This window comes from Stagnimonas sp. FW305-C-60 (genome assembly GCF_058782965.1).
The window spans coordinates 1,045,001-1,071,079 of the sequence record NZ_JBYSYF010000001.1 but is presented as its reverse complement, the minus strand read 5'-3'; the positions used below and the strand labels follow the sequence as shown (position 1 = coordinate 1,071,079).

General features: G+C 67.7%; 20 protein-coding genes, 2 rRNA genes and 1 riboswitch (1 of these 23 running past the window's edge). Of the genes, 14 read left to right on the top strand and 8 right to left on the bottom strand.

Annotated elements, in window-relative coordinates; translation table 11 throughout:
• Window positions 1-64: 64 nt before the first annotated feature.
• Entirely contained in the window at window positions 65-910 is an 846-nt protein-coding gene (locus AC3WT6_RS04890; protein ID WP_492652435.1) for a D-hexose-6-phosphate mutarotase, read from the top strand.
• Here the strand turns inward: AC3WT6_RS04890 and AC3WT6_RS04885 are convergent.
• Together AC3WT6_RS04885 and AC3WT6_RS04880 are read right to left on the bottom strand one after the other, a co-directional pair.
• A complete protein-coding gene (locus tag AC3WT6_RS04885) occupies window positions 898-1,848 on the bottom strand; it encodes a prenyltransferase (RefSeq protein WP_492652434.1) in 951 nt (316 codons plus the stop codon). The two genes, AC3WT6_RS04890 and AC3WT6_RS04885, sit on opposite strands and share 13 nt — an antisense overlap.
• 14 nt (window positions 1,849-1,862) lie before the next feature.
• Entirely contained in the window at window positions 1,863-2,105 is a 243-nt protein-coding gene (locus AC3WT6_RS04880) for an HP1242/YdcH family protein (RefSeq protein ID WP_492652433.1), read from the bottom strand.
• A gap of 186 nt (window positions 2,106-2,291) precedes the next feature.
• Window positions 2,292-2,369, top strand: a riboswitch (S-adenosyl-L-homocysteine riboswitch).
• Between the two features lie 26 nt (window positions 2,370-2,395).
• Here AC3WT6_RS04880 and ahcY point away from each other — a divergent pair.
• The 6 genes from ahcY to AC3WT6_RS04850 all read left to right on the top strand — a co-directional run bounded on the left by ahcY (window position 2,396) and on the right by AC3WT6_RS04850 (window position 10,250).
• Window positions 2,396-3,835 carry an adenosylhomocysteinase gene (ahcY, locus tag AC3WT6_RS04875; RefSeq protein WP_492652432.1) on the top strand — a complete coding sequence of 480 codons (1,440 nt, stop codon included), beginning with the start codon at window positions 2,396-2,398 and terminating at the stop codon, window positions 3,833-3,835.
• A 25-nt stretch (window positions 3,836-3,860) separates the two neighbouring features.
• Window positions 3,861-4,226 (top strand): four helix bundle protein, encoded by a 366-nt coding sequence (locus AC3WT6_RS04870; RefSeq protein ID WP_492652431.1) that lies wholly within the window; start codon window positions 3,861-3,863, stop codon window positions 4,224-4,226.
• A 49-nt stretch (window positions 4,227-4,275) separates the two neighbouring features.
• On the top strand, window positions 4,276-5,088 hold the full coding sequence (locus AC3WT6_RS04865; RefSeq protein ID WP_492652430.1) for an MBL fold metallo-hydrolase: 813 nt from the start codon (window positions 4,276-4,278) through the stop codon (window positions 5,086-5,088).
• Complete coding sequence (gene metF, locus AC3WT6_RS04860) at window positions 5,085-5,945, top strand: methylenetetrahydrofolate reductase [NAD(P)H] (protein WP_492652429.1); 861 nt, start codon at window positions 5,085-5,087, stop codon at window positions 5,943-5,945. Before AC3WT6_RS04865 ends, metF begins: the two co-directional genes overlap by 4 nt.
• Window positions 5,946-6,018: 73 nt before the next feature.
• Window positions 6,019-7,341: a Xaa-Pro dipeptidase gene (locus AC3WT6_RS04855; protein WP_492652428.1), complete on the top strand. Its 1,323-nt coding sequence runs from the start codon at window positions 6,019-6,021 to the stop codon at window positions 7,339-7,341.
• Window positions 7,342-7,442: 101 nt separating this feature from the next.
• Window positions 7,443-10,250, top strand: coding sequence for a serine/threonine-protein kinase (locus AC3WT6_RS04850; RefSeq protein WP_492652427.1), 2,808 nt, complete (start codon window positions 7,443-7,445; stop codon window positions 10,248-10,250).
• 10 nt (window positions 10,251-10,260) lie between these two features.
• Here the strand turns inward: AC3WT6_RS04850 and AC3WT6_RS04845 are convergent, their stop codons facing one another.
• The gene (locus AC3WT6_RS04845; RefSeq protein WP_492652426.1) at window positions 10,261-10,848 is read right to left on the bottom strand and encodes an ECF-type sigma factor; all 588 of its coding nucleotides are present in this window, start codon (window positions 10,846-10,848) and stop codon (window positions 10,261-10,263) included.
• Window positions 10,849-10,970: 122 nt separating this feature from the next.
• On the opposite strand from AC3WT6_RS04845, the gene AC3WT6_RS04840 reads away from it, so the two are divergent.
• From AC3WT6_RS04840 to AC3WT6_RS04825, 4 genes are all read left to right on the top strand, one after another.
• Window positions 10,971-11,228, top strand: coding sequence for a hypothetical protein (locus AC3WT6_RS04840; RefSeq protein WP_492652425.1), 258 nt, complete (start codon window positions 10,971-10,973; stop codon window positions 11,226-11,228).
• A gap of 1 nt (window position 11,229) precedes the next feature.
• The gene (locus AC3WT6_RS04835) at window positions 11,230-12,570 is read left to right on the top strand and encodes a hypothetical protein (protein WP_492652424.1); all 1,341 of its coding nucleotides are present in this window, start codon (window positions 11,230-11,232) and stop codon (window positions 12,568-12,570) included.
• Between the two features lie 103 nt (window positions 12,571-12,673).
• On the top strand, window positions 12,674-13,570 hold the full coding sequence (locus tag AC3WT6_RS04830; protein WP_492652423.1) for a hypothetical protein: 897 nt from the start codon (window positions 12,674-12,676) through the stop codon (window positions 13,568-13,570).
• Between the two features lie 25 nt (window positions 13,571-13,595).
• Complete coding sequence (locus AC3WT6_RS04825) at window positions 13,596-14,096, top strand: DUF3617 domain-containing protein (RefSeq protein WP_492652422.1); 501 nt, start codon at window positions 13,596-13,598, stop codon at window positions 14,094-14,096.
• Window position 14,097: 1 nt separating this feature from the next.
• On the opposite strand, the gene AC3WT6_RS04820 is transcribed toward AC3WT6_RS04825, so the two are convergent.
• Both AC3WT6_RS04820 and AC3WT6_RS04815 read right to left on the bottom strand, forming a co-directional pair.
• A complete protein-coding gene (locus AC3WT6_RS04820) occupies window positions 14,098-14,997 on the bottom strand; it encodes an AEC family transporter (RefSeq protein WP_492652421.1) in 900 nt (299 codons plus the stop codon).
• A complete protein-coding gene (locus AC3WT6_RS04815; RefSeq protein ID WP_492652420.1) occupies window positions 14,994-16,436 on the bottom strand; it encodes an FAD-binding oxidoreductase in 1,443 nt (480 codons plus the stop codon). Before AC3WT6_RS04815 ends, AC3WT6_RS04820 begins: the two co-directional genes overlap by 4 nt.
• 154 nt (window positions 16,437-16,590) lie before the next feature.
• Here AC3WT6_RS04815 and AC3WT6_RS04810 point away from each other — a divergent pair, with 154 nt between their 5' ends.
• Genes AC3WT6_RS04810 through AC3WT6_RS04800 form a run of 3 tightly spaced genes read left to right on the top strand, consistent with a single transcriptional unit; the run spans window position 16,591 to window position 21,387 of the window.
• Entirely contained in the window at window positions 16,591-17,397 is an 807-nt protein-coding gene (locus AC3WT6_RS04810; protein WP_492652419.1) for a crotonase/enoyl-CoA hydratase family protein, read from the top strand.
• Window positions 17,397-19,502, top strand: a complete 2,106-nt coding sequence (locus AC3WT6_RS04805) for a TonB-dependent receptor family protein (protein ID WP_492652418.1) — start codon at window positions 17,397-17,399, stop codon at window positions 19,500-19,502. Before AC3WT6_RS04810 ends, AC3WT6_RS04805 begins: the two co-directional genes overlap by 1 nt.
• A 49-nt stretch (window positions 19,503-19,551) precedes the next feature.
• Window positions 19,552-21,387 (top strand): DUF885 domain-containing protein, encoded by a 1,836-nt coding sequence (locus tag AC3WT6_RS04800; RefSeq protein WP_492652417.1) that lies wholly within the window; start codon window positions 19,552-19,554, stop codon window positions 21,385-21,387.
• 21 nt (window positions 21,388-21,408) lie between these two features.
• Here AC3WT6_RS04800 and AC3WT6_RS04795 read toward each other — a convergent pair whose 3' ends face one another.
• The 3 genes from AC3WT6_RS04795 to AC3WT6_RS04785 all read right to left on the bottom strand — a co-directional run.
• Window positions 21,409-23,727: an adenylate/guanylate cyclase domain-containing protein gene (locus AC3WT6_RS04795; RefSeq protein WP_492652416.1), complete on the bottom strand. Its 2,319-nt coding sequence runs from the start codon at window positions 23,725-23,727 to the stop codon at window positions 21,409-21,411.
• Between the two features lie 276 nt (window positions 23,728-24,003).
• Window positions 24,004-24,118 (bottom strand): 5S ribosomal RNA (gene rrf, locus AC3WT6_RS04790).
• Between the two features lie 142 nt (window positions 24,119-24,260).
• Window positions 24,261-26,079, bottom strand: a 23S ribosomal RNA gene (locus AC3WT6_RS04785) (it continues 1,018 nt past the right edge of the window).

The window sequence follows — 26,079 nt, the reverse complement described above, 5'->3', positions numbered from 1 at the left end:
AAACGAGCCGTCGCAAGACGGCTTTTTTGTGCCCGCCATTCCGACCAGCCAGCCGACCACGGTCATGAGCGAAGACGAAGTATTGGTCCTGCATGCCGCCGATGGCGCCCAGGCGCGACTGCATCCGCACGGCGGCCATCTGCTGTCCTGGATTCCGGCCGGCGAGTCGGCGGACCGGCTCTACCTGAGCCCCATTTCCCAGCCCGCGCCCGGCGTTGCCATCCGTGGCGGCGTGCCGGTGATCTTTCCGCAGTTCGCCGGCGAGGGGCCACTGCCCAAGCACGGCTTCGCCCGCACCGCGCGCTGGTCGCGGCTGGACGCCGACACGCCGGGCATCAGTCCGGCCCGCCTGCGCCTGGGTTTGCAGGACAGCGCCGAGAGCCGCGCGCTCTGGCCGCAGGCCTACAGCGCGCAGCTGGAGGTGGTGATTGGCGCCGACAGCCTGGAAATCCGCTTCTCGGTTGGCAACACCGGCACCCAGGCGTTCCAGTTCACCGCCGCCCTGCACAGCTATCTGCGGGTGGACGACCTCTCCGAGGTGGAGCTGCTCGGACTGCAAGGCCTGCGCTATCGCGATTCGGCCGCAGGCGGCGAGCACCAGGAACAGGCCGAACGCCTGCGCTTTTCCGGCGAAGTCGACCGCATCTACTACGACGCGCCGCCGCGCCTGCTGTTGCGTGACGGCCGGCGCGCGCTGGAAATAAACCAAGCCGGCTTTGCCGACACCGTGGTGTGGAATCCGGGCGCTGCCAAGGCGGCAGCGCTGGCCGATCTGCCGCCGGGGGACGAGCGGCACTTCGTCTGCGTGGAAGCGGCCAGCATCGGCCGCCCGATCCAACTCGCGCCCGGCGCCAGCTGGGCCGCGAGCCAGACCCTGCGCGCCCTGCCCGACCGCGCTCAGGCCAGGTAGAGCCCGAGCGCCACCAGGAGCGGCGTCAGCAGGTTGACCATCACATTGGCGACCATCGCCGGCAGCAGCCGCGGCACCCGGTTGGGCCAGCGCCGCACCACCGCCGCGGCATAGGCGGCGATCGGCAGCGTTGCCAGCCCAAGCAGCGCCGGCAAGGGCAGCCAGCCCGCGACGACACTCAGCGACAGCGCGCCGTACGCCGCCACCAGCAGGCCGGCATAGACCCACGCCGCCGCCGGACGACCGTAGACGATGGGCAGATTGCGCCGGCCGACGCTACGGTCGGCCTCGACGTCGGGAAACTGGTTGAGCAGCAGCAGATCGCTGGCCAGGAACAGCGGCAGCAGCGCCGCCGCCCAAGCCGCGGCGGTAGCCTGGCCGGTGAGCGCCACCACGGTGCCGACCACCATCAGCGGCCCAAAGCCCAGGCCCGGCGCCAGCAGGCCGAGCCAGGGCCGGCGCACCAGCCAAGGGGTATAGCCGACCACCAATAGCAGACCCACCAAGCCCAGGGGCAGCAGCGCCTCACCCTGCCGGGACAGCAGCCAGAGGCCGATCAAGGCGCTCAAGGCCAGCGCGCTGATGGCGACCACCAGGGTGTAGCCGGCCAGTTCCGGATAGCGCTGCAAAGTGCCGCTGCCGCCAGAAAACGGCGTGCGCCGGGTGCGCGCGTCCAGGCCGCTGCGATAGTCGAACCATTCATTCAGCGCGTTGACCGCGACATGCGCCGAGACCGCGCCGATCAGCACCAGCGCCAGCAGGCGGACATTCACCGCGCCGAGCTGCCAGTGCACCACCGCCGCCGCCAACAGCACGCAGCAAAGCGGCAGCAGCAGAAACGGCAGCCGCATTGGTCCTACCCAGGCGCGCCAACCGGCGAGAGCCGCCCGACTCGGCGCGCGCGGCAGCGCATGGCTGGAGATTCCGATACTGAGCATGGTCGGTCTCCGCCCTAGCCCACGGCGGTGAGCTGGGTATAGAGCTGATCCTTCAGGCGCACCCGACGGGTCTTGAGGTTTTCCACATAGTCATCGCCGGGCGTCTCCAGCTCCTGCTCGATGCGGCGGATCTCGTGGTCCACCTCGTGGTATTCGGCAAACAGCTTGGCGAAATGGGCGTCGCTGGTCTTCAGCTGATGGATGCGGTCCTTGTACTGCGGCAGGTCGTGGATGAGGTCGTGCTTTTCGATGGTCATGGTCGCGATCCGGGAAGAAGACTGGGTCGCCCCAGCCAAGGCCGGCGGGGCTGAGCGGCATTCTCAACAGACCGGTGCCCAGGCTCATTGACCTTGGTCAATCACCCGCCCATCGGGCCTGGAATCGGCGTCCGTAGCTTCTTCTATCCTCTTATCCGTATAAGCGGATATACTTTCGCCCACTTGGCCCGCGAGGGGCGCTGCGACCGTCGATTGGGACGGCCAGGCTCGCCGGCACTGACACCTCAACTGCGCCCGTTCCAGACCACGTTTTTTCTTTGGAGCGACGCATGAACGCCCTCACCAAGCCCGCCTTTACCGACTACAAGGTCCGCGACATCTCCCTGGCCGAATTCGGCCGCAAGCGCATCAAGATGGCCGAGGAGGAAATGCCCGGCCTGATGTCGATCCGCGCCAAGTACGCGCCGCTCAAGCCGCTGGCCGGCGTGCGCCTGACCGGCTCGCTGCACATGACCAAGGAAACCGCGGTGCTGCTGGAGACGCTCGGCCACCTCGGCGCCTCGGTGCGCTGGGCCTCGTGCAACATCTTCTCGACCTCCGACGACGCGGCGGCTGCGGTCGCCGCCGCCGGTACGCCGGTGTTCGCCTGGAAGGGCGAAACCCTGGAGGAATACTGGGACCTGGCGCTGGACGCGATCACCTTCACCCTGCCCGACGGCACGCTCACCGGCCCCGAGCTGGTGGTGGACGACGGCGGTGACGTGACCCTGCTGATCCACAAGGGCTACGAGCTGGAAAACGGTTCGGACTGGGTCAACACGCCGAGCGACAATCACGAAGTCAAGGTCATCAAGGATCTGCTCAAGAAGGTTGCCAAGGAGCGCCCCGGCTACTGGACCCGCGTGGTCAAGGACTGGCGCGGCGTCTCGGAAGAGACCACCACCGGCGTGCACCGCCTGTACCAGATGATGGAAGCCGGCAAGCTGCTGGTGCCCGCCATCAACGTCAACGACTCGGTCACCAAGTCGAAGTTCGACAACCTCTACGGCTGCCGCGAATCGCTGGCCGACGGCATCAAGCGCGCCACCGATCTGATGATCGCCGGCAAGGTCGCGGTGGTCTGCGGCTATGGCGACGTCGGCAAGGGCTCGGCGCACTCGCTGCGCGGCCTCGGCGCGCGCGTGATCGTCACCGAGATCGACCCCATCAATGCCCTGCAGGCGGCGATGGAAGGCTTCCAGGTCGACACCGTCGAAGGCACGCTGGGCCTCGCCGACATCTACGTCACCACCACCGGCAACAAGGACATCATCACGCTCGAGCACATGCGCGCGATGAAGCACAACGCGCTGGTCTGCAACATCGGCCACTTCGACAACGAGATCCAGATGGATCGTCTGAACAGCGCCGAAGGCGTGGTGAAGATGAACATCAAGCCGCAGGTCGACCACTACACCTTCGCCAACGGCAAGAGCATCTACATCCTCGCCGAAGGCCGTCTGGTGAACCTCGGCTGCGCCAACGGCCACCCGGCCTTCGTGATGAGCAACTCCTTCTCCAACCAGACGCTGGCGCAGATCGACCTCTGGAAGAACAAGGACAAGTACGAGAAGACCGTCTACCGCCTGCCCAAGAAGCTGGACGAGGAAGTCGCCGCACTGCACCTGGCGCAGATCGGCGTGAAGCTGACCAAGCTGACGCAGGAGCAGGCCGACTATCTCGGCGTGCCGGTGGAAGGCCCGTACAAGCCCGAGCACTACCGCTACTGAGTGCGTGAGGCGGGAGGAGTGAGAGGTGAGGCGTGAACGGCGGCATCACGACTTGGAGGTTTGGCGCGATGCGCTTGACCTGGTTGAAACGGTCTATCGCGTCACCGCTTCATTCCCTCCCGATGAGCGCTTCGGACTGACATCGCAGTTGAGGCGCGCTGCGGTCAGCGTACCGTCTAACATCGCTGAAGGCTCTGCACGCAAGTCGCGGGCAGAGCTTTTGCATTTTCTACACATGGCGCGCGGCTCTCTGGCCGAAATCGAAACCCAGCTGCAAATTTCCCGTCGCCTCAGGTATTTGGGCGAAGACGAAGCATTAGACGAATTACTCGACCGGGTTTTTGCCAAGCTGGGGGCACTGCTGAACTCCCTCAAATCTCGATCAGCCTGAGCGACAGCGTCCTGCTTTTCCGCCTCACGCCTTTCGCCTCACGGACGACATGAAGATCCACCACCTCAACTGCGGCTCCATGTGTCCGCATGGCAGGCGCCTGATGCAGGGCGAGGGCTCTTGGCTGGAGCCGGCGCGCATCGTCTGCCATTGCTGGCTGATCGAAGGCCGCCGGGGGCTGACCCTGGTCGATACCGGTCTGGGCACCGCACAGGTCAACGGCCTGGTGCACGGGTATCTGAAGGCCCTGATGCGCCCGAAGCTGAGCCTCGCGGAAACCGCGCTGGCGCAGGTGCAGGCGCTGGGCTTCAAGGCCAGCGACGTGCGCGACATCGTGCTCACCCATCTCGACTTCGATCACGCCGGCGCGCTTGCCGACTTCCCCGATGCGACCGTGCATGTGCACGCGCCGGAGCTCGCCGCCGCGCAGGCCCCGGCCACGCTGATCGAGAAGCAGCGCTACGAGGCGCGGCTGTGGGCGCACGGCCCGAAGTGGCAGACCCACCAAGCTTCCGGCGAGCGCTGGAACGGCTTCGAGGCGGTGCGCGCACTCGGCGACGGCGACGACGAGATCCTGCTGCTGCCCTTGGCCGGCCACACCCGCGGCCATACCGGAGTCGCAGCGAAGGACGGCGACAGCGGCTGGCGCCTGCACTGTGGCGACGCCTATTTCTTCCACACCGAGGTCGAAGCTGAAGGCCATTGCCCGACCGGCCTGAATGTCTTCCAGACGCTGCTGGCGGTGGACAACAGCGCCCGCAAGAGCAATCAGTCACGCCTGCGCCAGCTCAACGCCCAGGGTGGTGTCGGCCTCAACAGTGCGCACTGCCCCCACGAATACGCCCGAGATACCGCCGCATGAACCACGCACACGACCTGCATTTTTCCTTCGAGCTGTTCCCGCCGCGCACGCCGGTGGGCTGGACCAATCTGCCGCGCCTGATCGGCGAGCTGGCCTCGGTGAAGCCGGCCTTCTTCAGCGTCACCTACGGCGCCGGCGGCAGCGACCAGAACGGCACCTACGACACCCTCATCAAGGTGATCGAACAAACCGGCATCGAGGCCGCACCGCACCTCACCTGCATCGGCTCCACCCGCGCCAGCATCGCCACGCTGCTGGAGCAGTACAAGGCCGCCGGCGTGCGCCGCATCGTCGCCCTGCGCGGCGATCTGCCTGCCACCGCGATGAGCAATGCCGCGCCTGGCGAGTTTCGCTATGCCAACGAGCTGGTGAGCTTCATCCGCGAGACCCACGGCAGCCACTTTCAGCTGGAAGTCGCCGCCTACCCGGAGGTGCATCCGCAGGCCGCCAACCCGGAGGCCGACTTCGCCGCCTATGTGCGCAAGGTCAAGGCCGGCGCCAATGGCGCGGTAACCCAGTACTTCTACAACGCCGACGCCTACTTCGATTTTGTCGAGCGCTGCGAGAAGGCGGGCCTGGGCATACCGGTGGTGCCGGGCATCATGCCCATCGTCAACTACGCCCAGCTACAGCGTTTCAGCGACGCCTGCGGCGCCGAAGTGCCGCGCTGGCTGCGCCTGCGCCTGGAAAGCTACGGCGAGGACAAGGCCAGCCTGCAAGCCTTCGGCCTGGAGGTGGTCACCCGTCTGGCCGAGACCCTGCTCAAGGGCGGCGCGCCGGGCCTGCACTTCTACACCCTCAACCAGGCCGAACCGACGCTGAAGCTCTGGCGCAATCTGGGCTTGCCGACAGGCTAGGGGAATAGGTCAGGATGTCGATGCGCATGCGTTTTGCGTATGCCCATGGACCCGCACCTTTGAGGATTCCCCCTTGCGCACCACCTTGTCGCGCCTGAGCGCGCTGGCACTCGCCGCCGCCCTGCCCCTGGCCTCGCTGGCCGCCGCCGAGGCGCCTGCCCCCAAGCGCCTGGCGATCCGCGCCGCGCAACTCATCGACGGCAGCGGTGCGGCGCCAGTCCGCAACGCGGTGGTGCTGATCGAGGGCGAACGCATCACCGCCGTCGGTAGCGGGCTGGCGGTGCCGGCCGGAGCAGAGGTCATCGACCTCGGTGCCGCCACGCTCACCCCTGGCTTGATCGACTGCCACACCCATATCAGCGGCGAGTCCGGCGACTACTACCAGACCCTGGTGCGCGAGAGCGCCATCGACGCCGCGGTGCGCGCCCACGTCTATGCCGGGCGCACCCTGTTGGCCGGCTTCACCAGCATCCGCGACCTGGGCTCCGAGGATTTCCTCGACATCGCCCTGAAGAAGGCCATCGACGACGGCAGCGTCGTTGGCCCGCGCATCGACGCCGCCGGCCACGGCATCGGCGCCACCGGCGGCCACGCCGATCTCACCGGCGTCTCGCCGTATCTGCACATCGACGGCTTCAACGGCGTCGCCGACGGCGTCGAGGCGGTGCGCCTGAAAGTGCGCGAGCAGGTGAAGCACGGCGCCGGCGTGATCAAGCTGGTCGCCACCGCCGGCGTGCTCTCGGAAGAGGACTCGGTGGGTGCGCCGCAGTACACGCAGGAAGAGATGAACGCCCTGGTCGATGAGGCGCACCGCTGGGACCGCAAGGTGGCGGCGCACGCGCACGGCGCCGAGGGCATCAAGATGGCGATCAAGGCCGGCGTCGACTCGGTCGAGCACGGCAGCTTCATTGACGACGAGGGCATCCGCCTGATGAAGCAGCACGGCACCTGGCTGGTCGCCGACATCTACAACGACGACTACATCCTCGCCGAGTTCGGGCGCCTCAACTATCCGCAGAAGATTCTCGACAAGGAGCGCCTGGTCGGCCGCGTGCAGCGCGAGAACTTTCGCAAGGCCGCGAAAGCCGGGGTGAAGATCGCCTACGGCACCGATGCCGGCGTCTATCCGCATGGCGGCAACGGCAAGCAGATGACGAAGATGGTGGAGTGGGGCCTCACCCCCATACAGGCGATTGTTGCCGCCACCGGCAACGCCGCCGAACTGCTGGGCTGGCAGAAGAACGTCGGTCGCATCGCACCCGGCCTCTATGCCGACCTGATCGCGGTCGCCGGCGACCCGCTCAAGGACATCGCCGAGTTCGAGCGCGTGCAGTTCGTGATGAAGGGCGGCGTGGTCTACAAGCAGGGCGGCGAACCGCTGGCACGCACGCCCTGAGCGCGGCGCCGTAACAGCGGCTGTAGGCCCGCCCTGACGGCCCGCGGCGAGCGCGAGCAAAGTCACTGCAATCTCGGCGGCGCGGCTTCAAACTAGTCGCCATGAACCACCCCAGCCCCGAACGCTGGCAGCGCATCGAGGCGCTGCTGCACCGCGCGCTCGACACCGAGCCGGCGCGGCGCGCGGCGCTGTTGCAGCGCGAATGCGGCGACGACAGCGCGTTGCGCGCCGAGGTCGAGACCCTGCTCGCCGCCAGCACCGCCGACAGCGTGCTCAGCGAAGCCATCGGCCTGCGTGGCCCGACGCTGACCGGCGCGGCCGCCGAACTGCCCGCCGGCAGCCGCCTCGGCCCCTGGCGCATCGAGGCCCTGGTCGGGCGCGGCGGCATGGGCGAGGTCTACCGCGCCGAGCGCGCCGACGGCGAGTACCAGCAGACGGTGGCGATCAAGGTGTTGCGCGCCGAGGCCGCCGCGCATCTCGACCGCTTCCACACCGAGCGGCGCATCCTGGCGCGGCTGGAGCACCCGGGCATCGCCCGGCTGCTCGACTCCGCCACCAGCCCGGACGGCCGGCCGGCGATGGTGATGGAATGGGTAGCGGGCCTGAGCTTGTCCGAGCACTGCCGCCTGCACCGCAGCAGCCTGGCCGAGCGCCTGGCGCTGTTCCGCCAGGTCTCCGAGGCGGTGGCGTATGCCCATGCCCATCTGGTGATCCACCGCGATCTCAAGCCCGGCAACATCCTGGTCGGCGCCGACGGCCGGGTGAAGCTGCTCGACTTCGGCATCGCCAAGCTGCTCGACCCCGGCGCCTGGAACGAAACCGCGCAGACCGAAACCCAGCTGGCGCCGCTCACCCCCGGCCATGCCGCGCCCGAGCAGTTGCAGGGCCTGCCGGTGACCACCGCCACCGATATCCACGCGCTCGGCGTGGTGCTCTACGAGCTGCTCAGCGGCCAGCCGCCCTGGCGGCTGGCGAACCTGCCGGTGTCGGTGGCGCTGCACAAGCTGCTCAGCGAGGCGCCCGCGCCGCTGAGTGAGGCCGCCGCGCAAAACCCGCAGCCGCCGGTGCCGGCGCGGCAGCTGGCCGGCGATCTCGACGCCATTCTCGCCAAGACCCTGCGCAAGGATCCGCGCGAGCGCTACGCCACGGTGGCGGCGCTGATCGCCGATCTCGACCGCCACCTCGCCGGCGAGCCGGTGGCCGCGCGCCAGGGCGGCGAGTGGTATCGCGTCGGCAAGTTCCTGCGCCGCAACCGGCTGGCGGTGGCGGTGGCCGGCCTGGTGCTGGCGATGGCGGCGGGCTTCGTCTGGCAGCTGGCGCGCGCCGAGCGCCGCGCCCAGCAGGAGGCCGCCGCCGCGCGGCAGGTCACCGACTACCTGGTGTCGCTGTTCGAGGCCGCCGACCCGGACCGCACCGGCGGCCAGCCGATCGAGCCGCGCCTGCTGATCGACACCGGCCGCAAGAAACTCGACGAGGAGCTGCGCGAGCAACCGCAGCTGCGCGCGCGCCTGCTGGGCACGCTCGGCCATCTCTACCAGCTGATCGGCCTCAACGAGGAGGCCAAGGCCAGCCTCGACGAGGCGCTGCAATTGCAGGCGGCGACCGGGCTCGACGACCCGGCGCAGGCGGCCACGCTCTGGTACGAGCTGGGCACCGCCCACGACGCGCTCAACGAATACCAGGCCGCGATCGCCGCCTTCCAGAAATCCCTGGCGCTGCGCCGCGGCGGCGCCGATGAAGACGCCGAGCTGGTCAACGACACGCTCACCAGCCTGGGACTGATCCAGCAGCGCGCCGGCGATGTGAAGGGCGGCATCGCCCATCTCGAACAGGCGCTGGCCCGCTACCGGGCGCAGGGCAATCGCGCCGGCCAGGCCGATGCGCTCACCTATCTGTCCGAGAGTTATCAGATGGACGGCCGCAACGCCGAGGCCCTGCAGGCCATCGACCAGGCGCTGGCCTTGCAGAAGGCCGAGGTGGGCGAGGCGCACCCGGACTACTGGCGCATCCTCGGCTTCAAGTCCAGCCAGCTGTATCTGAGCGGCGACTACCGGCCGGCCGAGCAGGCGGCGCGCACCACGCTCGCCGGCTACCAGAAAGTGTTTGGCGCCGACGCCGCGCCCACCAACAACATCCGCTACCGGCTGGCGACCACGCTGTACGGCCAGGGCCGGCTGGGCGAGGCGCTGGCGGTGATGCAGGCCACCGCCGACAGCGAGCGGCGCAGCACCGGCGGCGACAATCCCAGCTTCGCGCAGACGCTCAACGAGCTGGGCCTCTACCAGCTGGTGCAGGGCGATCTGCCGGCGGCGCGACGCACGCTGGAAGAGAGCCGGCGCATCTGGCTCGCCAGCGAGGACCGCGACAGCCGCTTCGCCAACGGCAACCGCCTGACGCTGGCGCGCTGCCTGCTCGCCCAGGGCCAGCTGTCGGCGGCGCAGGCGCTGCTGGCGGCGGAGATTCCGGCGGCGCTGACCGGGAGCCGCGCCGATGTCGAACGTGGACGGCGCGAGCTGCTGCTGGCCGAGCTGGCCCTGGCCGAGAACGCCCCCGATGCCGAGGTGCAGGCGCACCAGCAGCGCGCGCTCGCGCTGCTGACGCCCGAGCACCGCGCCCGCGAGGACGTCGCGCGCGGCCAGAGCCGGCTGCTGCTGCGCGCCGGCCGCGCCGACGCCGCCGAAGCGGCGCTGCGCGAGCAGATCGACCGGCTCGCGGCCAAGGACGATGCGCAGGCGCCCTGGCTGATCGCCCTGCGCCTGGATCTCGCCGAGGCGCTGCTGGCGCAGCAGCGGCCCGCCGAGGCGGCGGAGCTGCTACGCGGCCTCGCGCCCTTGATGGCCACCGCCCTGTCGGAGTTCTCGCCGGAGCACGCGCGCCTGCGGCGGCTGCTAACCCAGGCCGGCAGCTAAAGCCGCCGCGCTATAGCACCGCACCCAGTTCGCGGGTCAGCCAGGCCTTGGCGGCCACCCAGTCGCGGCGCACGGTGCGCTCGGTGACGCCCAGCGCCTGGGCGGTCTCGATGTCGCTGTAGCCGGCGAAGTAGCGGCATTCCACCACCTCGGCCAGGCGCGGCGCGAAGCCGGACAGCGCGCGTAGCGCGTGATGCACCGCCAGCACGGTCTCGCCGTCTTCGACGGTGAAGTCGGCCAGCTCTTCGTCCAGCTCCACCCGCTCCAGCGCGCCACCGCGCTTGGTGGCCAGCTGGGCGCGTACCTGGTCGATCAGCAGATGCCGCATGGTGACCGAGGCCACCCGCAGGAAGTGCTCATGGCTCTCGAAGCCGGCGCTGCCGTCGAGCTTGAGAAAGGCCTGGTGGACCAGCGCGGTGGTGGTCATGGTCTGCGGCGACAGTAGCTTGATGCGCTCGCGGTGAGCGGCGCGTTTGAGATCGGCGTACAGCGTCGGCGCCAACGCCCGCACGCTCTGCAGCAGGGCCGGCGGGCAGTAGCTCTCCAGCGCCAGCTCGGCGTCATCGGTGCTTGGGCTGTAGGCGAACTCGACGGTCATTTGGCGGCGCTCCCAGGGCGATTGTGCCGCATGCGCGGGGCGGCGATGTCCGGTCCGCGGCGCGAAATCCGTAACTGTTCACATCGGTGGGAAATGAAGCCCGCCGCCACTGGAGCCGCCTCATGCACAAACCCCACATCACCCTCGCCCTGATCCTGAGCCTGAGCGCCGGCCGGGCCGCCGCCGCACCGCCGCCCGAGCCGGAGGCCCCGGCACCGACGCCGGCGGTGGTCGAAGCCGCGCAGGACAAGGCCAGCGAGAAGCTGGAGCGCCAGAGCGACCGCGTCGGCCAGGCGGTGGAGCGGCGCGTCGACCAGACCACCGACCGCGCCGTCGACCAGGTGCTGAACAAGGCGCTGGACTCGCTGTTCGGCCGCTAGCGTGCAGGCACTCTCGCCCAGCGCGCGCTGGCCGCTGTGGATCGCGGCGGCGCTGGCGCTCGCCTATCTGCCGGCCTGGTGGGCCAGCTACCAGTTCGACGACTACAAGGTCATCGTCGGCAACCCGGTGGTGCAGTCCTGGCCTGCGCTGGCGGCGGACTTCGGTACCGGCATCCGCCCCCTGCTAAAGCTCGGCTACTGGCTGAGCTGGCGGCTGGGCGCGGGCGCGCCCTGGGCGTTCGTCACCCTCAACCTCGGCCTGCATCTGGCCGCCAGCGGACTGGTCTATGCTCTCGGCCGCCGCCTGTACGCCCTCACTGGCGTCGCCGCCGAGCCGGCCCGGCTGGCGGCGCTGCTGGCGGCACTGCTGTTTGCCCTGCACCCCGCGCAGACCGAGGCGGTGACCTATATCTGCGGCCGCTCCAGCGCCCAGTCCGGCCTGCTGATGCTGGCCGCGCTCCTGGCCTACGACCGCCAGCTCGGCGGCGGCCCGCGCTGGCCCGCCGTGCTGCTCTGGCTGGCGGCCCTGGCCAGCAAGGAAACCGCCGCCGTGCTGCCGCTGGCGCTGCTGCTCTGGGACGCGCTGGCGCGCCCGGACGACGCCTGGCACGCACGGCTGCGGCGGCTCGCCCCCTATGCCCTGCTGCTGGCGCTGGCGGCACTGCTGGCGCTGCCGCACAGCAATTACCGCGACTTCTTCGCCACCAGCCTCGCCACCCGCAGCCCGGTCGACAACGCCCTGCAACAGATCCCCGCTCTCGGCTGGCTGTTGCGCGGCGCGCTGCTGCTGCGCGCGCCCAACATCGACCCCGATCTGCGCCCGGTCGCTGGCGTCGACGCCGCCCTGCTGATGCCGGCCGCGCTGCTGCTGGGCCTGCTGCTGCTGGCGCTGGCTCTGCGCCGCTGGCGCTGGCCGGCGTTCTGCGCGGCCTGGGCCCTGGTCTTTCTGTTGCCGACCAATTCGCTGCTGGCGCGGCTGGATCTCGCCAACGACCGCCAGCTCTACCTGCCGCTGGCGGCACTGGCCTGGAGTCTGGGCTGGGCGCTGGCCTGGCTGGCGCGCGGTCGGCCCGCCAGCGGCCGCCTGCTGGCCGGTGCGCTGCTCTCGGCGCTGGCGACGCTGACGGCGCTGCGCAATCTCGACTACCGCAGCGAGTCGGCGCTGTGGGCGGCCACCCTGCTGGAGTCGCCGGAGAAGGCGCGGGTGCTCAGCAATCAGGGCGCCGCGCTGTGGCTCTCGGGCGAGCCCGGCGCGGCGGAGGCGGCGTTTCGCGCCGCCCTCGCCCGCGACCCCGGCTATGCCCCGGCGCGCACCAATCTGCGCCGCCTCACTGGCGAGTAGGCCGCACAAGCCTTGCGCGCATGTCCGCTTGCCGACGCCGATTCCGTAATGAAGGGCAGGAAGGCGCAAACCGCCTGCCATCGATCAACCCCTGGAGAGCCTCATGAACCGCCGCACCACCACCCTCGCCTTGTTGCTGCTGTTGGCCGGCACCGCCGGTGCCGCCGATCCGTTTGCCGGTATCCCGGCCATCCCCAGCCCGGATGCCCAGGGCAACGCCGACTGCAGTGGCTTTGAGACCGTCATCGCCCAGCTCTACGAGTCGATCAATGCCCGCGAGCAGCAGATCAACGACGAGCAGGACCGCCTGGAGCCGCTGGTGCAGGCCGAGCAGCAGGCGCAGATCGCGGCGGCCATGCAGGGCCAGGTGCTCGACAGCCAGGCGGTCATGGCCAGCTACCAGGGTCTCAGCAGCGCCGCCGCCGCCAATCTGGAAACCGACGCCGACTGCATCGCCTGGAGCCATGACGGCGGCATGAGCCAGAACTTCGGCGTCAGCAAGGGCCTGGCGCCGGCGGTGCGCGAGGCGCGCCAGCATCTGCATGCGCAGCTCAAGGCCGCGCCCGAGTCCGAATACCAGGCGACCTGGCAGCGGCTGGCGCCGCAATACGTGGCCCAGCTCAACAGCGCGCTGGCCAGCGGCAAGACCCGCAATGCCCAGTGCGCCAGCGCCTACCAGACCCGCACCCAGCAGTCGGCGGCGCAGCTCAAGGGCAACATCAAGAAGCTGATGCTGTTGCAGAGCGACGCCGAGCTGTATCGACTCAAGCGGGCGCTAAGCCTGGCGCAGGACGGCTCGACGCTGTGCATGGACCTCGGCCAGCGGCTCTACGACTACGCCGGTGGCGTCAACGCCGTGCGCGGCTACACTGCGGCCGGACGCAGCGCCTCGGCGCCCAGCTCGGTCGGCGACCTCAAGCAGTCGATCACCGAGAAGGTCAAGGACGGCGCGGTCGGCAAGGCGCTGGACAAGGCCTTTGGCTCGCTGTTCGGCAATTGAAGGTCCGGTACAGAGGAGAAACACCGTGCGCAAGATCCTGCTGCTCATCCTGGCCTGCGGCGCCGCCAGCGGCGCCCAGGCCGAAGGCCAGAAGCCCGGCCTGTGGAGCGTCACCATGACCATGCACTTCGCCAAGGGCGGGCCGCAGATCCCGCCCGAGCAGCAGGCGATGATGCAGCAGATGGGCATCAACCCCCTGGGGCCGATGACCCACCAGTACTGCCTGACGCCGGAGATGGCCAAGCAGGAGGAAACTCCGGGGCTCAAGGGCGAGGACGGTTGCGAGGCGAAGAACCTCAAGCACAGCGGCAATACCGTCACCGCCGACTGGGTTTGCAGCGGCCGCATGAAGGGCAAGGGCCAGTTCAAGATGACCAGCACCGGCAGCAGCTACAACGGCGGCTGGTCCTTTGCCGGCACCAGCAGCGACGAGGGCATGGCCGGCCCGCTGGAGATGAGCAGCGAACTCAAGGGCCAGTGGCTGGGCGCGGACTGCGGCAAGGTCCGGCCGATGAAAACGCGCTGATTCAGCCGAGCAGCAGATTCCACAGCGGCACGCTGGCGAGCGAGAGCAGGATGCCGACGCCGACCACGGTGTTGGCCAGGGCCGGCGCCAGCCCGGACTGCTGGGCGAGGATGCCGGCGGAGATCATCGGCGCGGTCGCCGCCTGCAACAGACCCACCTCGTAGGGCGTGCCGCTGACGCCCAGCAGCCGGCCGCTGAGCAGCACCAGCAGCGGCGCCAGACCGAGCTTCCAGGCCAGGCCAGCGGTCATCGGCTTGAGGTGCACGGCGAGGTCCGAGGGCTTGAACTGCAAGCCGACGGCGAACAGGGCCATCGGCGACAGCGCCACGCCGATCCGGTGCAATACGTCCTCGGCCAGCGGCGGCCAGCCGCCCAGGGCGCCGACCGCGAAGCCCGCCAGCATGGCGATGAACGGCGGGAACTTGGCCACCCGCAGCAGCACCTCGCGGGCACTGGTGGCGGTGCCGGCGAACCAGGACGCGGTGAACACCCCCAGCGTCGCCAGCGCCAGGAAGGAGCCGGCCTGATCGGCCAGCACCGCGGCACCGAGATGATCCTTGCCACGCAGCGCTTCGATCAGCGGAATACCAGTGAACGAGGTGTTGCCGAAGCCGGCGACCAGCGCCAGAGCGCCGACCGTGCCGCGCTGCCAGCCCAGCCAGCGGCCGAGCAGCACCATCACCAGCAAGGCGCCCAGCGCGGTGCCCCACATCGCCATCACCGGAAACCACAGACCGGGCTCCAGATGCAGCTTGGGGATCAGCTCCAGCACCAGCGCCGGGAAGGCGATGTTGAGCACGAAGCCGTTGAGGCCCGGCACCCAGCCGGCGGCGTCGGGACGCACACGCACGGTGATGGCGCCTAGCGCCATGCACACCGCCAGCAGGATCAGGGCGCTCATGCGCCGCCCACCAGCCGGTCCAGCCCAAAGCTGCGTGGATTGAGGATCAGATGGGGATCGTGCGCCCGCTTCGCCGCCACCAGCGCCTGCACCACCGCCGGCCGCGCGCGGCGCGCGAATTCCTCGCCCCACTTGCTGCCGACGCCGTGCTCGGCGCTGAAGGTGCCGCCGTACTCGGCGGTGACATCGAACACCCGCGCGATCAAGGCCGCGCTTTCCGCCGCCACCGGCCGCTCGCCGGAACCCAGCAGGTGCAGGTGCGCGCCGCCGACGCCGGCATGGCCGAAGGCGACGAAGTCGATGTGCGGGTAGTCGCTACGCAGCGAGGCTTCCAGCGCCGCGAGGTAGTCGCCGAAGCGGGCGATCGGCGCGGCAGTGTCGAAGGCCAGGCGGCCGCCACCGCGCTGCTTCATGGCGTGGTTGCTGGCCTCGGTGATCGAGTGGCGGATCGCCTTCAAGGCCTTGAGCGGCGCATAGCCGATCAGCGCATCCGGCAGCGCCAGGGTCTCGGCCAGGAAGCCGTACAGGCGACCGGCGAGATCCTCGTCCGGATCCACCGACTTGATCTGCAGCAGGAGATAGAAATTGGCGCCGGGATCGCGCTCGAAGGGCAGGCGGAATTCCGCACCCTTGAGTTCGCGTACGAGCTGCATGGCACGCTGGCCGATGAACTCGAATTCCTCGATGTCGGTGCCGAACACGCCGCGCGCGGCCGCCAGAATCTGCATGGCCTCGGGCATCGACGCCGCCGGGATCAGCGCCGCCTCGCGCTGCGCCGGCAGCGGATGCAGGCGCAGACGGGCGCGGGTGATGAGGCCCAGCACGCCCTGGGTGCCGATCAGGCCATAAGCCGGATCGGGCGCGGCGGAGTCAATGACCAAGCGTTCCGGATCGGGCTGCTGCCAACGCGGGCCGGCGGTCTCCGGGGCGACGCTGCCGTCGGCCCACAGGCCCCAGACCGCATCGGCGAGGTGCGCGGCCGTGCCATAGCAGATGGCGTTGGCGCCGGCCGAGCCGTTGGCGATGCAGGCGCCGACGCTGGCGCTGCTGGTGCTGCCCATCTCCATCGGCCAGACCAGGCCCAGCGGCTCCAGTTCGGCATTGAGCGTGTCGACCGCGACACCGGCCTCGACGGTGGCGGTGCGCGCCTCGGCGTCGATGCTCAAGATGCGTTTGAGCTTTTCCAGCGACAGCACCGCCTCGCCTTCCGGCCGCTGCGCCTCCACCAGGCCGGTGCGGCCGGCGCTGACCACCAGTGGGCTGCGGGCCGCCTGGGCGGCTTGCAGCAGGGCGGCCAGCTCGGCCTCGTCCTGCGGCAGCAGCACTGCCGGGGTGTGGCCGGGCGCGCCGCGCTCGGGGATGGCGTAGCGGCGGCAGCGCTCCGGCTCGTCCACGAAACGGGGGCCGAGCAGCTGTTGCAGAGGAGCAAGCGACGACATGGCAGACAGCCGCGCGGGGCGGCGGGAATTGCGGGTGCGCAAGCTTACGCAGTCGCGCCCGCGCTGGCGACTGTCGCGGCTCCTCCGGCCGCAGTAAGCGGAGCGTTGCGGGGCGATGGACAATCACTGCATTCCCAGAACGCCGGTCGCCCGCATGTCCATTACTCCCGAATCGCCGGTGCGCCTCGAACGCCGCGCGCCGCTGCTGATCGTCACCATCGACCGTCCCGAGGCGCGCAATGCCGTCGATGGCGCCACCGCCCGCGCGTTGGCCGAGGCCTTCCGCGCCTTCGACGCCGATCCGGAGTTGAAGGTCGCCATCCTCACCGGCGCCGGCGAACACTTCTGTGCCGGTGCTGACCTCAAGGCGGTGGGCAGCGGCGACGCGCAGCGGGCCAACCGGCTGGCGCCGGACGGCGACGGGCCGATGGGCCCCAGCCGCATGCAGTTGAGCAAGCCGGTGATCGCGGCGGTGAGCGGCTACTGCGTGGCCGGCGGCATCGAGCTGGCCTGCTGGTGCGATCTGCGCGTCGCCGACGAGACCGCAGTGTTCGGGGTGTTCTGCCGGCGCTTCGGGGTGCCGCTGATCGACGGCGGCACCCTGCGGCTGCCGCGCCTGATCGGCATGAGCCGGGCGCTGGATATGATCCTCACCGGCCGGCCGGTGACTGCCGCCGAAGCCTTCGAGATCGGGCTGGCCAACCGCCTGGCCCCGGCCGGCCAGGCGCTGGCCGCCGCCGAGGCGCTGGCGCTGCAGCTGGCGGACTTCCCCCAGCAATGCCTGCGCAACGACCGCCGCAGCGCCTATGAGCAATGGGGCCTGGACGAGCCGGCGGCGCTGGCCAACGAATTCCGCCTGGGCATGGCGACCCTGCAATCCGGCGAGACCCTGGCCGGCGCCGCGCGCTTCAGTGGTGGCGGCGGCCGGCACGGTCGCTTCGACGGCGGCGGCGAGTCCTGATGCGCGTGCGCCGCTATGCCGCCACCCTTGCCCTGCTGACCCTGCCCGCCGCCGCCCAGCCGCCGGTGCAACTGGCACCGGTCACGGTCAGCGCCACCCGCGTCGCCACGCCCACCGACGAGGTGCCGGCAGCGATCAGCCGGCGCGAGCCCGACGCGGCTGAGCTGGGCGTGAATCTTTCCGAGCTGCTCGACGGCGTTCCGGGCCTGCTTACCCGCGACCGCAACAACTACGCGCAGGACACCCAGATCTCGCTGCGCGGCTTTGGTGCGCGCTCCGCCTTCGGCATCCGAGGCCTGCGCCTGTACCTGGACGGCATCCCGGCCAGCCAGCCGGACGGCCAGGGGCAGGTCTCGCACTTTCCGCTTGCCGCCGCCGACCACGTCGAGGTCTTGCGCGGGCCGTTCTCGGCGCTCTACGGCAATTCCTCCGGCGGCGTGATCCAGTTGTTCAGCCGCGACGGCGGTGCCAGGCCGGAAACCCGGCTCGACAGCGCCTACGGCAGCAACGGCCGCCAGCGCTGGTCGGCCAGCTTGAGCGGGCCGCTGAGCCCGGAGGCTGGGGCCGGCGATTTCAGCTTCGCGCTCAGCCGCTTCGAAACCGACGGCTACCGCGCCCACAGCGCCGCCAGCCGCGAGAACCTCTACGGCAAGCTGCGCTTCGATCTTGGCGAGGGCCGACGACTGAGCCTGCTGCTCAGCCACTTCGACAGCCCCGAGGCCCTGGACCCGCTGGGCCTCACCCGCGCCCAGGTGCAGGCCGATCCCCGGCAGGCGGCGCCGGCGGCACTGCTGTTCAACACCCGTAAGAGCACCGCCCAGAACCAGCTCGGTGCGGTGCTCAGCCAGAGTCTCGGCGCCGGCGAATTGCAGCTGCTGGCCTACGCCGGCCAGCGCGCGATCACGCAGTACCTGGCGGTACCGGTGGCGGCGCAGGCAGCGCCCGGCAGCGCTGGCGGCGTGGTCGATCTCGCCAGCGACTACGGCGGCGCCGACCTTCGCTACAGCCGGCAGACGCAGTGGCTGGCGCGGCCGCTGAGCCTGGTCGCCGGCCTCAGCTACGACCGCCTGCAGCAGCAGCGTCGCGGCTACGAGAACTTCGTCGGCGCCGACCTGGGCCTGCGTGGCGCCCTGCGCCGCGACGAGGACAACCGCGCCGACAGCCTCGACCAGTACTTGCAGGCCGACTGGCATTTCACGCCGCGCGCCTCGCTGCTCGCCGGGGTGCGCCACAGCCGGGTCGCCTTCCGTTCACAGGATCACTACTTCGCCACCGGCAACGGCGACGACAGCGGCGGCACCACCTATAGCGCAACCACGCCGGTGGCGGGCCTGCGCTGGGCGGCGCGGCCCTGGGCACAGCTCTATGCCGCCTACGGCACGGGCTTTGAAACCCCGACCTTCGCCGAACTGGCCTACCGGCCGGACGGCGAGCCCGGCCCCAACCTCGGCTTGCGTGCCGCCAAGAGCCGCAATGCCGAGCTGGGCGCCAAGCTGAGCCCGCGCGTCGGTTGGCGCAGCGAGCTGGCGCTGTTCGAAACCCGCAGTCGCGACGAGCTGGTGGTACTGACCAACAGCGGCGGCCGCAGTAGCTATGGCAATGCCGGACGCACACGCCGGCGTGGCGCCGAGTGGCAGCTCGTCGGCCAGTTGGCCCCGGACTGGCGACTGCAAGTGGCCGGTACCTGGCTGGAGGCCCGTGTGCAGGAGGAATACCGCGCCTGCACCGGCAGTCCTTGCCTCACGCCCAACACCACCATCGCGGCGGGCAATCGCCTGCCAGGCGTCGCCGACCAGCAGTGGCAGGCGCGCCTGGACTGGACACCGACGCCGGTCTGGCTGGGCTTCGTCGAGGCACGCTACCTGGGTTCGGTGCCAGTGGACGACCGCAACAGCGACTCCGCGCCGGCAGCGGCCTTGTTCGATCTCGGAGCCCGTTACCGCTGGCTGAGCGAGCACTGGAGCGCGAACGCCAGCCTGCGCATCGAGAATCTGCTGGACCGCGCCAGCATCGGCTCGGTGATCGTCAACGATGGCAACGGCCGCTACTACGAGCCGGCGCCGGGACGCGGCCTGCTGCTGAACCTGGGGCTGGAATTCCACTGAGACGCTTCAGACGCTAAGGTGGCCGGGTCTCCTTTCGCAGAGCCCCCACATGGATCGTCGTCGTCTTGCCGCTGGCATCGCCACTTGCTCCGCGCTGGCCCTGTTCCTGGCCGCCTGCGCGCAGCAACCGCCCCAGGCTACCGCCCCGATCGCCGCTCCCGCGCCGGCGGTGCAGCCGGCGCAGACGCCGGAACAGGCGGTGCAGCAGTTGTTCACCGACTATTGGGAAGAGGGCCTGCGACTGAGCCCGCTCAGCGCCACCTATGTCGGTGATGCCCGTTACAACGACCAGTTGCCGAACTTTCTGTCAGCGGAGTTCCGTGCGCAGGAGCTGGAGTTCAACCGCAAATGGCGGGCGCGGATCGCCGCCGTCGATCCCGCGCCGCTGGGCGCGCAGGACCGTCTCAGCCTGCAGATTCTCCTGCGCGAACTCGACAACGAGATCGAAGGTGCGCGCTTCCCCGGCTGGTTGCAGCCGATCAACCAGTTCTACAGCCTGCCCAATCAGATGGCACAGCTGGGTTCCGGCAGCTCGGCGCAACCGTTCAAGACGGTGCAGGACTACGACAACTGGCTCAAGCGCGCCGGGCAGATTCCAGTGCTGTTCGAGCAGGCCATCGCCAATATGCGCGAGGGTGTGGCCGCCGGCGTGGTGCAGCCACGGGTACTGATGGACAAGGTGCTGCCGCAGCTCGACGCACTGATCGTCGCCGAGCCGCAGAAAGCCCTGTTCTTCAAGCCGATCGACAATCTCCCCGCCGAGTTCAGCGCCGAAGACAAGGCGCGCCTGACCAGCGCCTACACCGCGCTGATCGGCGAAACGCTGATGCCGTCCTACCGCAAGCTGCGCGACTACATCCGCAACGACTACCTGCCCAAGACCCGCGCCAGCGTCGGCCTCGCTGCCCTGCCCGACGGCGCCGCCTGGTACGCCTACCGGGTGCGGACCACCACCACCACCGATCTCACGCCGGCGCAGATCCACCAGATCGGCCTGGACGAGGTGGCGCGCATCCACGGCGAGATGCGCAAGGTCATCAAACAGCTCAAGTTCAAGGGCGACCTCAAGCAGTTCTTCCACTTCCTCGATACCGACAAGCGCTTCGAGTTCAAGAGCGAGGAGGAACTGCTGGCCTACTACAACGGTCTGCGCGGCAAGGTCGAGGCGGGCAGCGCCAAGCTGTTCACCCTGCTGCCCAAGGCCGGGTTCGAGATCCGGCCGGTGGAGAGCTTCCGCAACAAGTCGGCGGCCGGTGGCAGCTACCAGTCGCCCAGCGAGGACGGCAGCCGACCGGGCATCTTCTACGTCAACACCTACGACCTGCCGACCCGCAAGATCTGGGACGCGGAGGATCTGTTCCTGCACGAGGCGATCCCCGGTCACCACTTCCAGTTGGCCTTGCAGCAGGAGCTGACCGACCTGCCGAAGTTCCGCCGCTTCGGCGGCGTCACCGCCTACATCGAGGGCTGGGGCCTGTATGCGGAATCGCTGGGCCGCGAGATTGGCGTCTATCAGGATCTCTACGACTACTTCGGTTATCTACAGAACGAGCTCTGGCGCGCGATCCGCCTGGTGGTGGATACCGGCCTGCACAGCAAGGGCTGGAGCCGCAAGCAGGTGATCGACTACATGCTCGCCAACTCGGCGCAGAGCGAAACCCAGGCGATTTCCGAGGCCGAACGCTACATGGCCATCCCCGGCCAGGCGCTGGCCTACAAGCTGGGCGAGCTGAAGATCAAAGAATTGCGCGCCCGCGCCGAACGGGCGCTGGGGCCGAAGTTCGACATCCGCGAGTTCCACCGCGAGGTGCTCAAGGATGGCGCGGTGCCGCTGGGCGTGCTGGACGCCAAGATTGATCTCTGGATCGCCACCCAGCGCGGCTAGCAGTCCGCGGATTTCATCCGGTCAGTCGGCGCTGCCGCGCAACAGCGCCTGAAACTGCGGATCGCGGCGTATCAGGTCCCAGTCCGGACTCAGGCGCAGATCCGTCAGTGTCAGCGGCCACTCGCCATACGGCTGCTGTAGCAGGCGCTGGAGTCTGGGCACGGCGAGATCTGCCCGCCCCAAGCCGGCCTCGGCGCGCGCGAGGAATTCCTCCATCACCGGCGTCCAGTAGGCGTCGCCTGCATTCTTGAGCAGCCTGAGCGACTCGGCGCCAGCCTGCTCGGTGGCGGATAGCGACCCCAGGCCAGCCTCGGCCGTCGCCAGCGAGGACCAGGCCGCGTAGTTGTCTGGCTCTCGCTGCACCACGGCGGTCAAGGCGGTGCGCGCCGCGCGGAAGCTGTCCTGCGCCTGCGCCGCCTGGCCCGCGCCATGCTGAGTCCAACCCAGGAAGGCTAGGTACAGGCCGCGATCAAAGTCGGCCGTAGCATCCAGATCCGCAATGAAGCGCTGCTGGGCTTCGATGATCGCGGCGCTGCGTCGCTGGTATTGCCAGAGCGTGAATTGCGCTGCACCGACGTAGTCCCAGGCGGTCAGCGGCAGGCCACGCAGACAGGCTTCGGCCTCCGCCAGCCGCCCCAGCGCGAGGTAGGCGGATGCCTTGCGGCCAAGCAGCTGCGCGTCGCCAGGGGTCAGATCCAGAGCCCGATCGAACATGAGCAGGGCGGCCTCGAACTGGCGCATCCCCATCAGCGTCAGGCCCCATTCCGCCAGTGCCGCCGCGTTCAGCGGGTCCAGGGCCAAGCTGGCCTCGAAGTACCGCAGCGAATCTTGCCAGCGCCCCAGTCGGCGCGCGATCAGTGCCAGCGCATAGGCCGGCTCCGCGTCATTGGGATAACGGCTGCGCAACTGCTGAAAGCTGGCATAGGCCTCGGGGTATTTCTGCTCTACCCAGTATTGGTAATAGGCCTCGGCCAACGCGGCCTGAAGGAGGTCGGGTTGCAGCATGCGCGCCTTTTCGGCGGCGAAACGCGCAGCATTTCCGGCTTCAGTGCTGCTGTCCTCGCCGTAGATGTAGCGCAGGGACAGGGTGCGCGAGCGCCAAGCCCAGGCGGCGGCGAAGCTGGGGTCTTGCTGCACAGCGCTGGCGAAATGCTGCGCTGCCTGCAGGCGATCCGCCGCCGTCGGCGAAGGGCGATTGACCAGTGCCAGGCCGCGCAGATAGTCGTCATACGCCTGGGCAACAGCGGTCGGTCGACGCGCGAGACTTTGCGCTTCCGCAGTGGAAAGATTGAGTCGCAGCGCTCCGACGACCGCGGCGGCAACCTCGGACTGCACGGCAAAGACATCGTCTGCGCGCCGGTCAAATTGCGCAGCCCAAGTCTGCGCGCCGCTCTGAGCCTCGCTCAGACGCAAGCGGATTCGGACCGTGGTGCCATTGCGCTGGACACTACCTTCCAGAAGATGACTGATGTCGAGCCGTCGAACCCATTCGGATAGCTGGGGCGGCGAAGAACCAGCCTCGGCAAGCGTCGACAGGCGGCTGACGACCCGCAAGCTCGGAAGAGCGGCCAATCGACTCAGCACCTCCTCCTGCATGCCGGTGGCGAAGTAACCATTGCTGGAATCATCGCTGAGGTTTTCGAACGGCAGCACGGCCAACACCGGGGACCGAGCTGGCCTGGGGTATTGCCAGTAGTGGCGAGCCAACAAGAGCGACACGATCAACAACGTCGCCCCGCCCAGCAGCACAGCAAGCTTGCGCAATTTGGCCGGGCGCGAAGGACTCGTCCAGATCAATTCAGCCGCACCGATGGCTTCGGCGTCGATGAGAAATACTTCTATCGGTTCGGCGATGTTCTTTAAGGTCTGCACGCCGATCGGGCGAAGCAGTTCACGCAGGCGACCATGAACTTGCGCGCGCACCGCGGCGGTCACCGCCACCCCGCCACTCGGCGCCAGACCCTGTACCCGCGCTGCAAGGTTGACGCCGTCGCCGAACAGGTCCGATCCGCGCACCTCGACATCGCCGAGATGAATGCCGATGCGAATCTGGGAGCGATCGTTGGGATCGCCGCCATCATTGCGGGCAGCTTGATCTTGTTGAATCGCCAGGGCGCAGTTGAGGGCAGCCAGCGCGCTATCAAAAGAGATCAGCATCCCATCGCCGATGGTCTTGATCTCCTTCCCGGCGTAGATGCGCACACAGCGCCGTACGGCTCGGTAGTGCCCGGCCAGTCGCCGCAGGGTGCCGACTTCATCGGCGCGAATCATCGCCGAGTAGCCGACCATGTCGGTAAACATCACCGCGGCCAATTTGCGTCGACCATCGCGGGTCTTCACTGGCTCCCCTGTGCGGCGGGCGCGCCACCGCTCTTTGATTTAGCTCCCGATCGGACTTGCGACGAATCTCCGACGCTACGACCTCACGGGTTCACGACTCCCCAACAAAGTCGCCTTAGCCCCATTTAACAACGTATTGCATTCGGAAGTAGTTGTACGCCGTCGGCAGTCTGGCTGCCAAGCCCCGCAGCAACCCGAGCGAGCAGAATCAGTGGTTCAAGAGCGGAAAAACAAAAAACCCCGGTTCTAATCGAACCGGGGTTTCCGTTTTTAAGAGCTTGGCAGTGTCCTACTCTCACATGGCTAACGCCACACTATCATCGGCGCTGAGCTGTTTCACTTCTGTGTTCGGGATGGGAACAGGTGGTTCCAACTCGCTATTGCCGCCAAGCAAACTGTTGACCAAATGCTGGAATCCAGCATCTAGAAATAATTTCGGTTTGTAGTTGAACGACTGAAGTCGCAATTCAATGCCAGATACTTAACGCTGATTAATCACATGTTCGCGAATAGCGAAAATGTTTGAGCGTTATATGATTAAGCCTCACGAGCAATTAGTACGCGTTAGCTGAATGTGTTACCACACTTACACACCGCGCCTATCAACCATGTGGTCTACATGGGCTCTTTAGGGAGGTTAAACCTCCGCGAAGTCTCATCTTGAGGTGGGCTTCCCGCTTAGATGCTTTCAGCGGTTATCCCGTCCGTATATAGCTACCCAGCGATGCCACTGGCGTGACAACTGGAACACCAGAGATACGTTCAACCCGGTCCTCTCGTACTAAGGTCAACTCCTCTCAAACTTCGAACGCCCACGGCAGATAGGGACCGAACTGTCTCACGACGTTCTGAACCCAGCTCGCGTACCTCTTTAACCGGCGAACAGCCGGACCCTTGGGACCTGCTACAGCCCCAGGATGAGATGAGCCGACATCGAGGTGCCAAACACTGCCGTCGATATGGACTCTTGGGCAGTATCAGCCTGTTATCCCCGGAGTACCTTTTATCCGTTGAGCGATGGCCCTTCCATACAGAACCACCGGATCACTTACACCTACTTTCGTACCTGCTCGACTTGTTTGTCTCGCAGTCAAGCTACCTTATGCGTATGCACTCAAAAGCGCGATTTCCGACCGCGCTGAGGTAACCTTCGCACTCCTCCGTTACTCTTTGGGAGGAGACCGCCCCAGTCAAACTACCCGCCATACAATGTCCCTGACTGCGATAAGCAATCTAGGTTAGAACTTCAAGTTTATCAGGGTGGTATTTCAAGGTTGCCTCCACCCTAGCTAGCGCCAGGGCTTCAAAGGCTCCCACCTATCCTACACAAACAAACTCAAAGTCCAGTGTAAAGTTGTAGTGAAGGTTCACGGGGTCTTTCCGTCTTGCCGCGGGAACACTGCATCGTCACAGCAATTTCAATTTCACTGAGTCTCGGATGGAGACAGTGGGGCCATCATTACACCATTCGTGCAGGTCGGAACTTACCCGACAAGGAATTTCGCTACCTTAGGACCGTTATAGTTACGGCCGCCGTTTACTGGGGCTTCGATCAAGAGCTTCGCCTTGCGGCTGACCCCATCAATTAACCTTCCAGCACCGGGCAGGTGTCAGACCCTATACGTCCACTTTCGTGTTTGCAGAGTCCTGTGTTTTTGATAAACAGTTGCAACCCCCTCTTCACTGCGACCCGCTTGCGCGGGCGTGCCTTCTCCCGAAGTTACGGCACTAATTTGCCGAGTTCCTTCACCCGAGTTCTCTCAAACGCCTTAGGATACTCTCCTCGCCCACCTGTGTCGGTTTCGGGTACGGATTCTTGCAACTGAAGCTTAGGGACTTTTCTTGGAAGCGGGGTATCAGCAACTTCAGCTCATAGAGCCTCGTCATCACGCCTCAGATAATCACTCCGGATTTGCCTAGAGTGCACTCCTAAACGCTTAAACCACCATCCAACAGGTGGATTGCCTAACCTTCTCCGTCCTCCCATCGCATTGCAAGGAAGTACTGGAATATTAACCAGTTTGCCATCGACTACGCCTCTCGGCCTCGCCTTAGGATCCGACTCACCCAGCGCCGAAAATCGTTGCGCTGGAACCCTTGGGCTTACGGCGACCGGGTTTTTCACCCGGTTAATCGTTACTCATGTCAGCATTCGCACTTCTGATACCTCCAGCAGACCTTACGATCCACCTTCGCAGGCGTACAGAACGCTCCTCTACCGCGCATATTGCTATGCACCCGTAGCTTCGGTGTATTGCTTAGCCCCGTTACATCTTCCGCGCGGGCCGACTCGACCAGTGAGCTATTACGCTTTCTTTAAATGATGGCTGCTTCTAAGCCAACATCCTGGCT

Bases quoted from the DNA above. Each gene is read 5' to 3' on its own strand.
- AC3WT6_RS04890 (WP_492652435.1), top strand. From the start codon at position 65: ATGAGCGAAGACGAAGTATTGGTCCTGCATGCCGCCGATGGCGCCCAG.
- AC3WT6_RS04885 (WP_492652434.1), bottom strand. From the start codon at position 1,848: ATGCTCAGTATCGGAATCTCCAGCCATGCGCTGCCGCGCGCGCCGAGT.
- AC3WT6_RS04880 (WP_492652433.1), bottom strand. From the start codon at position 2,105: ATGACCATCGAAAAGCACGACCTCATCCACGACCTGCCGCAGTACAAG.
- ahcY (WP_492652432.1), top strand. From the start codon at position 2,396: ATGAACGCCCTCACCAAGCCCGCCTTTACCGACTACAAGGTCCGCGAC.
- AC3WT6_RS04865 (WP_492652430.1), top strand. From the start codon at position 4,276: ATGAAGATCCACCACCTCAACTGCGGCTCCATGTGTCCGCATGGCAGG.
- metF (WP_492652429.1), top strand. From the start codon at position 5,085: ATGAACCACGCACACGACCTGCATTTTTCCTTCGAGCTGTTCCCGCCG.
- AC3WT6_RS04850 (WP_492652427.1), top strand. From the start codon at position 7,443: ATGAACCACCCCAGCCCCGAACGCTGGCAGCGCATCGAGGCGCTGCTG.
- AC3WT6_RS04845 (WP_492652426.1), bottom strand. From the start codon at position 10,848: ATGACCGTCGAGTTCGCCTACAGCCCAAGCACCGATGACGCCGAGCTG.
- AC3WT6_RS04840 (WP_492652425.1), top strand. From the start codon at position 10,971: ATGCACAAACCCCACATCACCCTCGCCCTGATCCTGAGCCTGAGCGCC.
- AC3WT6_RS04830 (WP_492652423.1), top strand. From the start codon at position 12,674: ATGAACCGCCGCACCACCACCCTCGCCTTGTTGCTGCTGTTGGCCGGC.
- AC3WT6_RS04820 (WP_492652421.1), bottom strand. From the start codon at position 14,997: ATGAGCGCCCTGATCCTGCTGGCGGTGTGCATGGCGCTAGGCGCCATC.
- AC3WT6_RS04815 (WP_492652420.1), bottom strand. From the start codon at position 16,436: ATGTCGTCGCTTGCTCCTCTGCAACAGCTGCTCGGCCCCCGTTTCGTG.
- AC3WT6_RS04810 (WP_492652419.1), top strand. From the start codon at position 16,591: ATGTCCATTACTCCCGAATCGCCGGTGCGCCTCGAACGCCGCGCGCCG.
- AC3WT6_RS04805 (WP_492652418.1), top strand. From the start codon at position 17,397: ATGCGCGTGCGCCGCTATGCCGCCACCCTTGCCCTGCTGACCCTGCCC.
- AC3WT6_RS04800 (WP_492652417.1), top strand. From the start codon at position 19,552: ATGGATCGTCGTCGTCTTGCCGCTGGCATCGCCACTTGCTCCGCGCTG.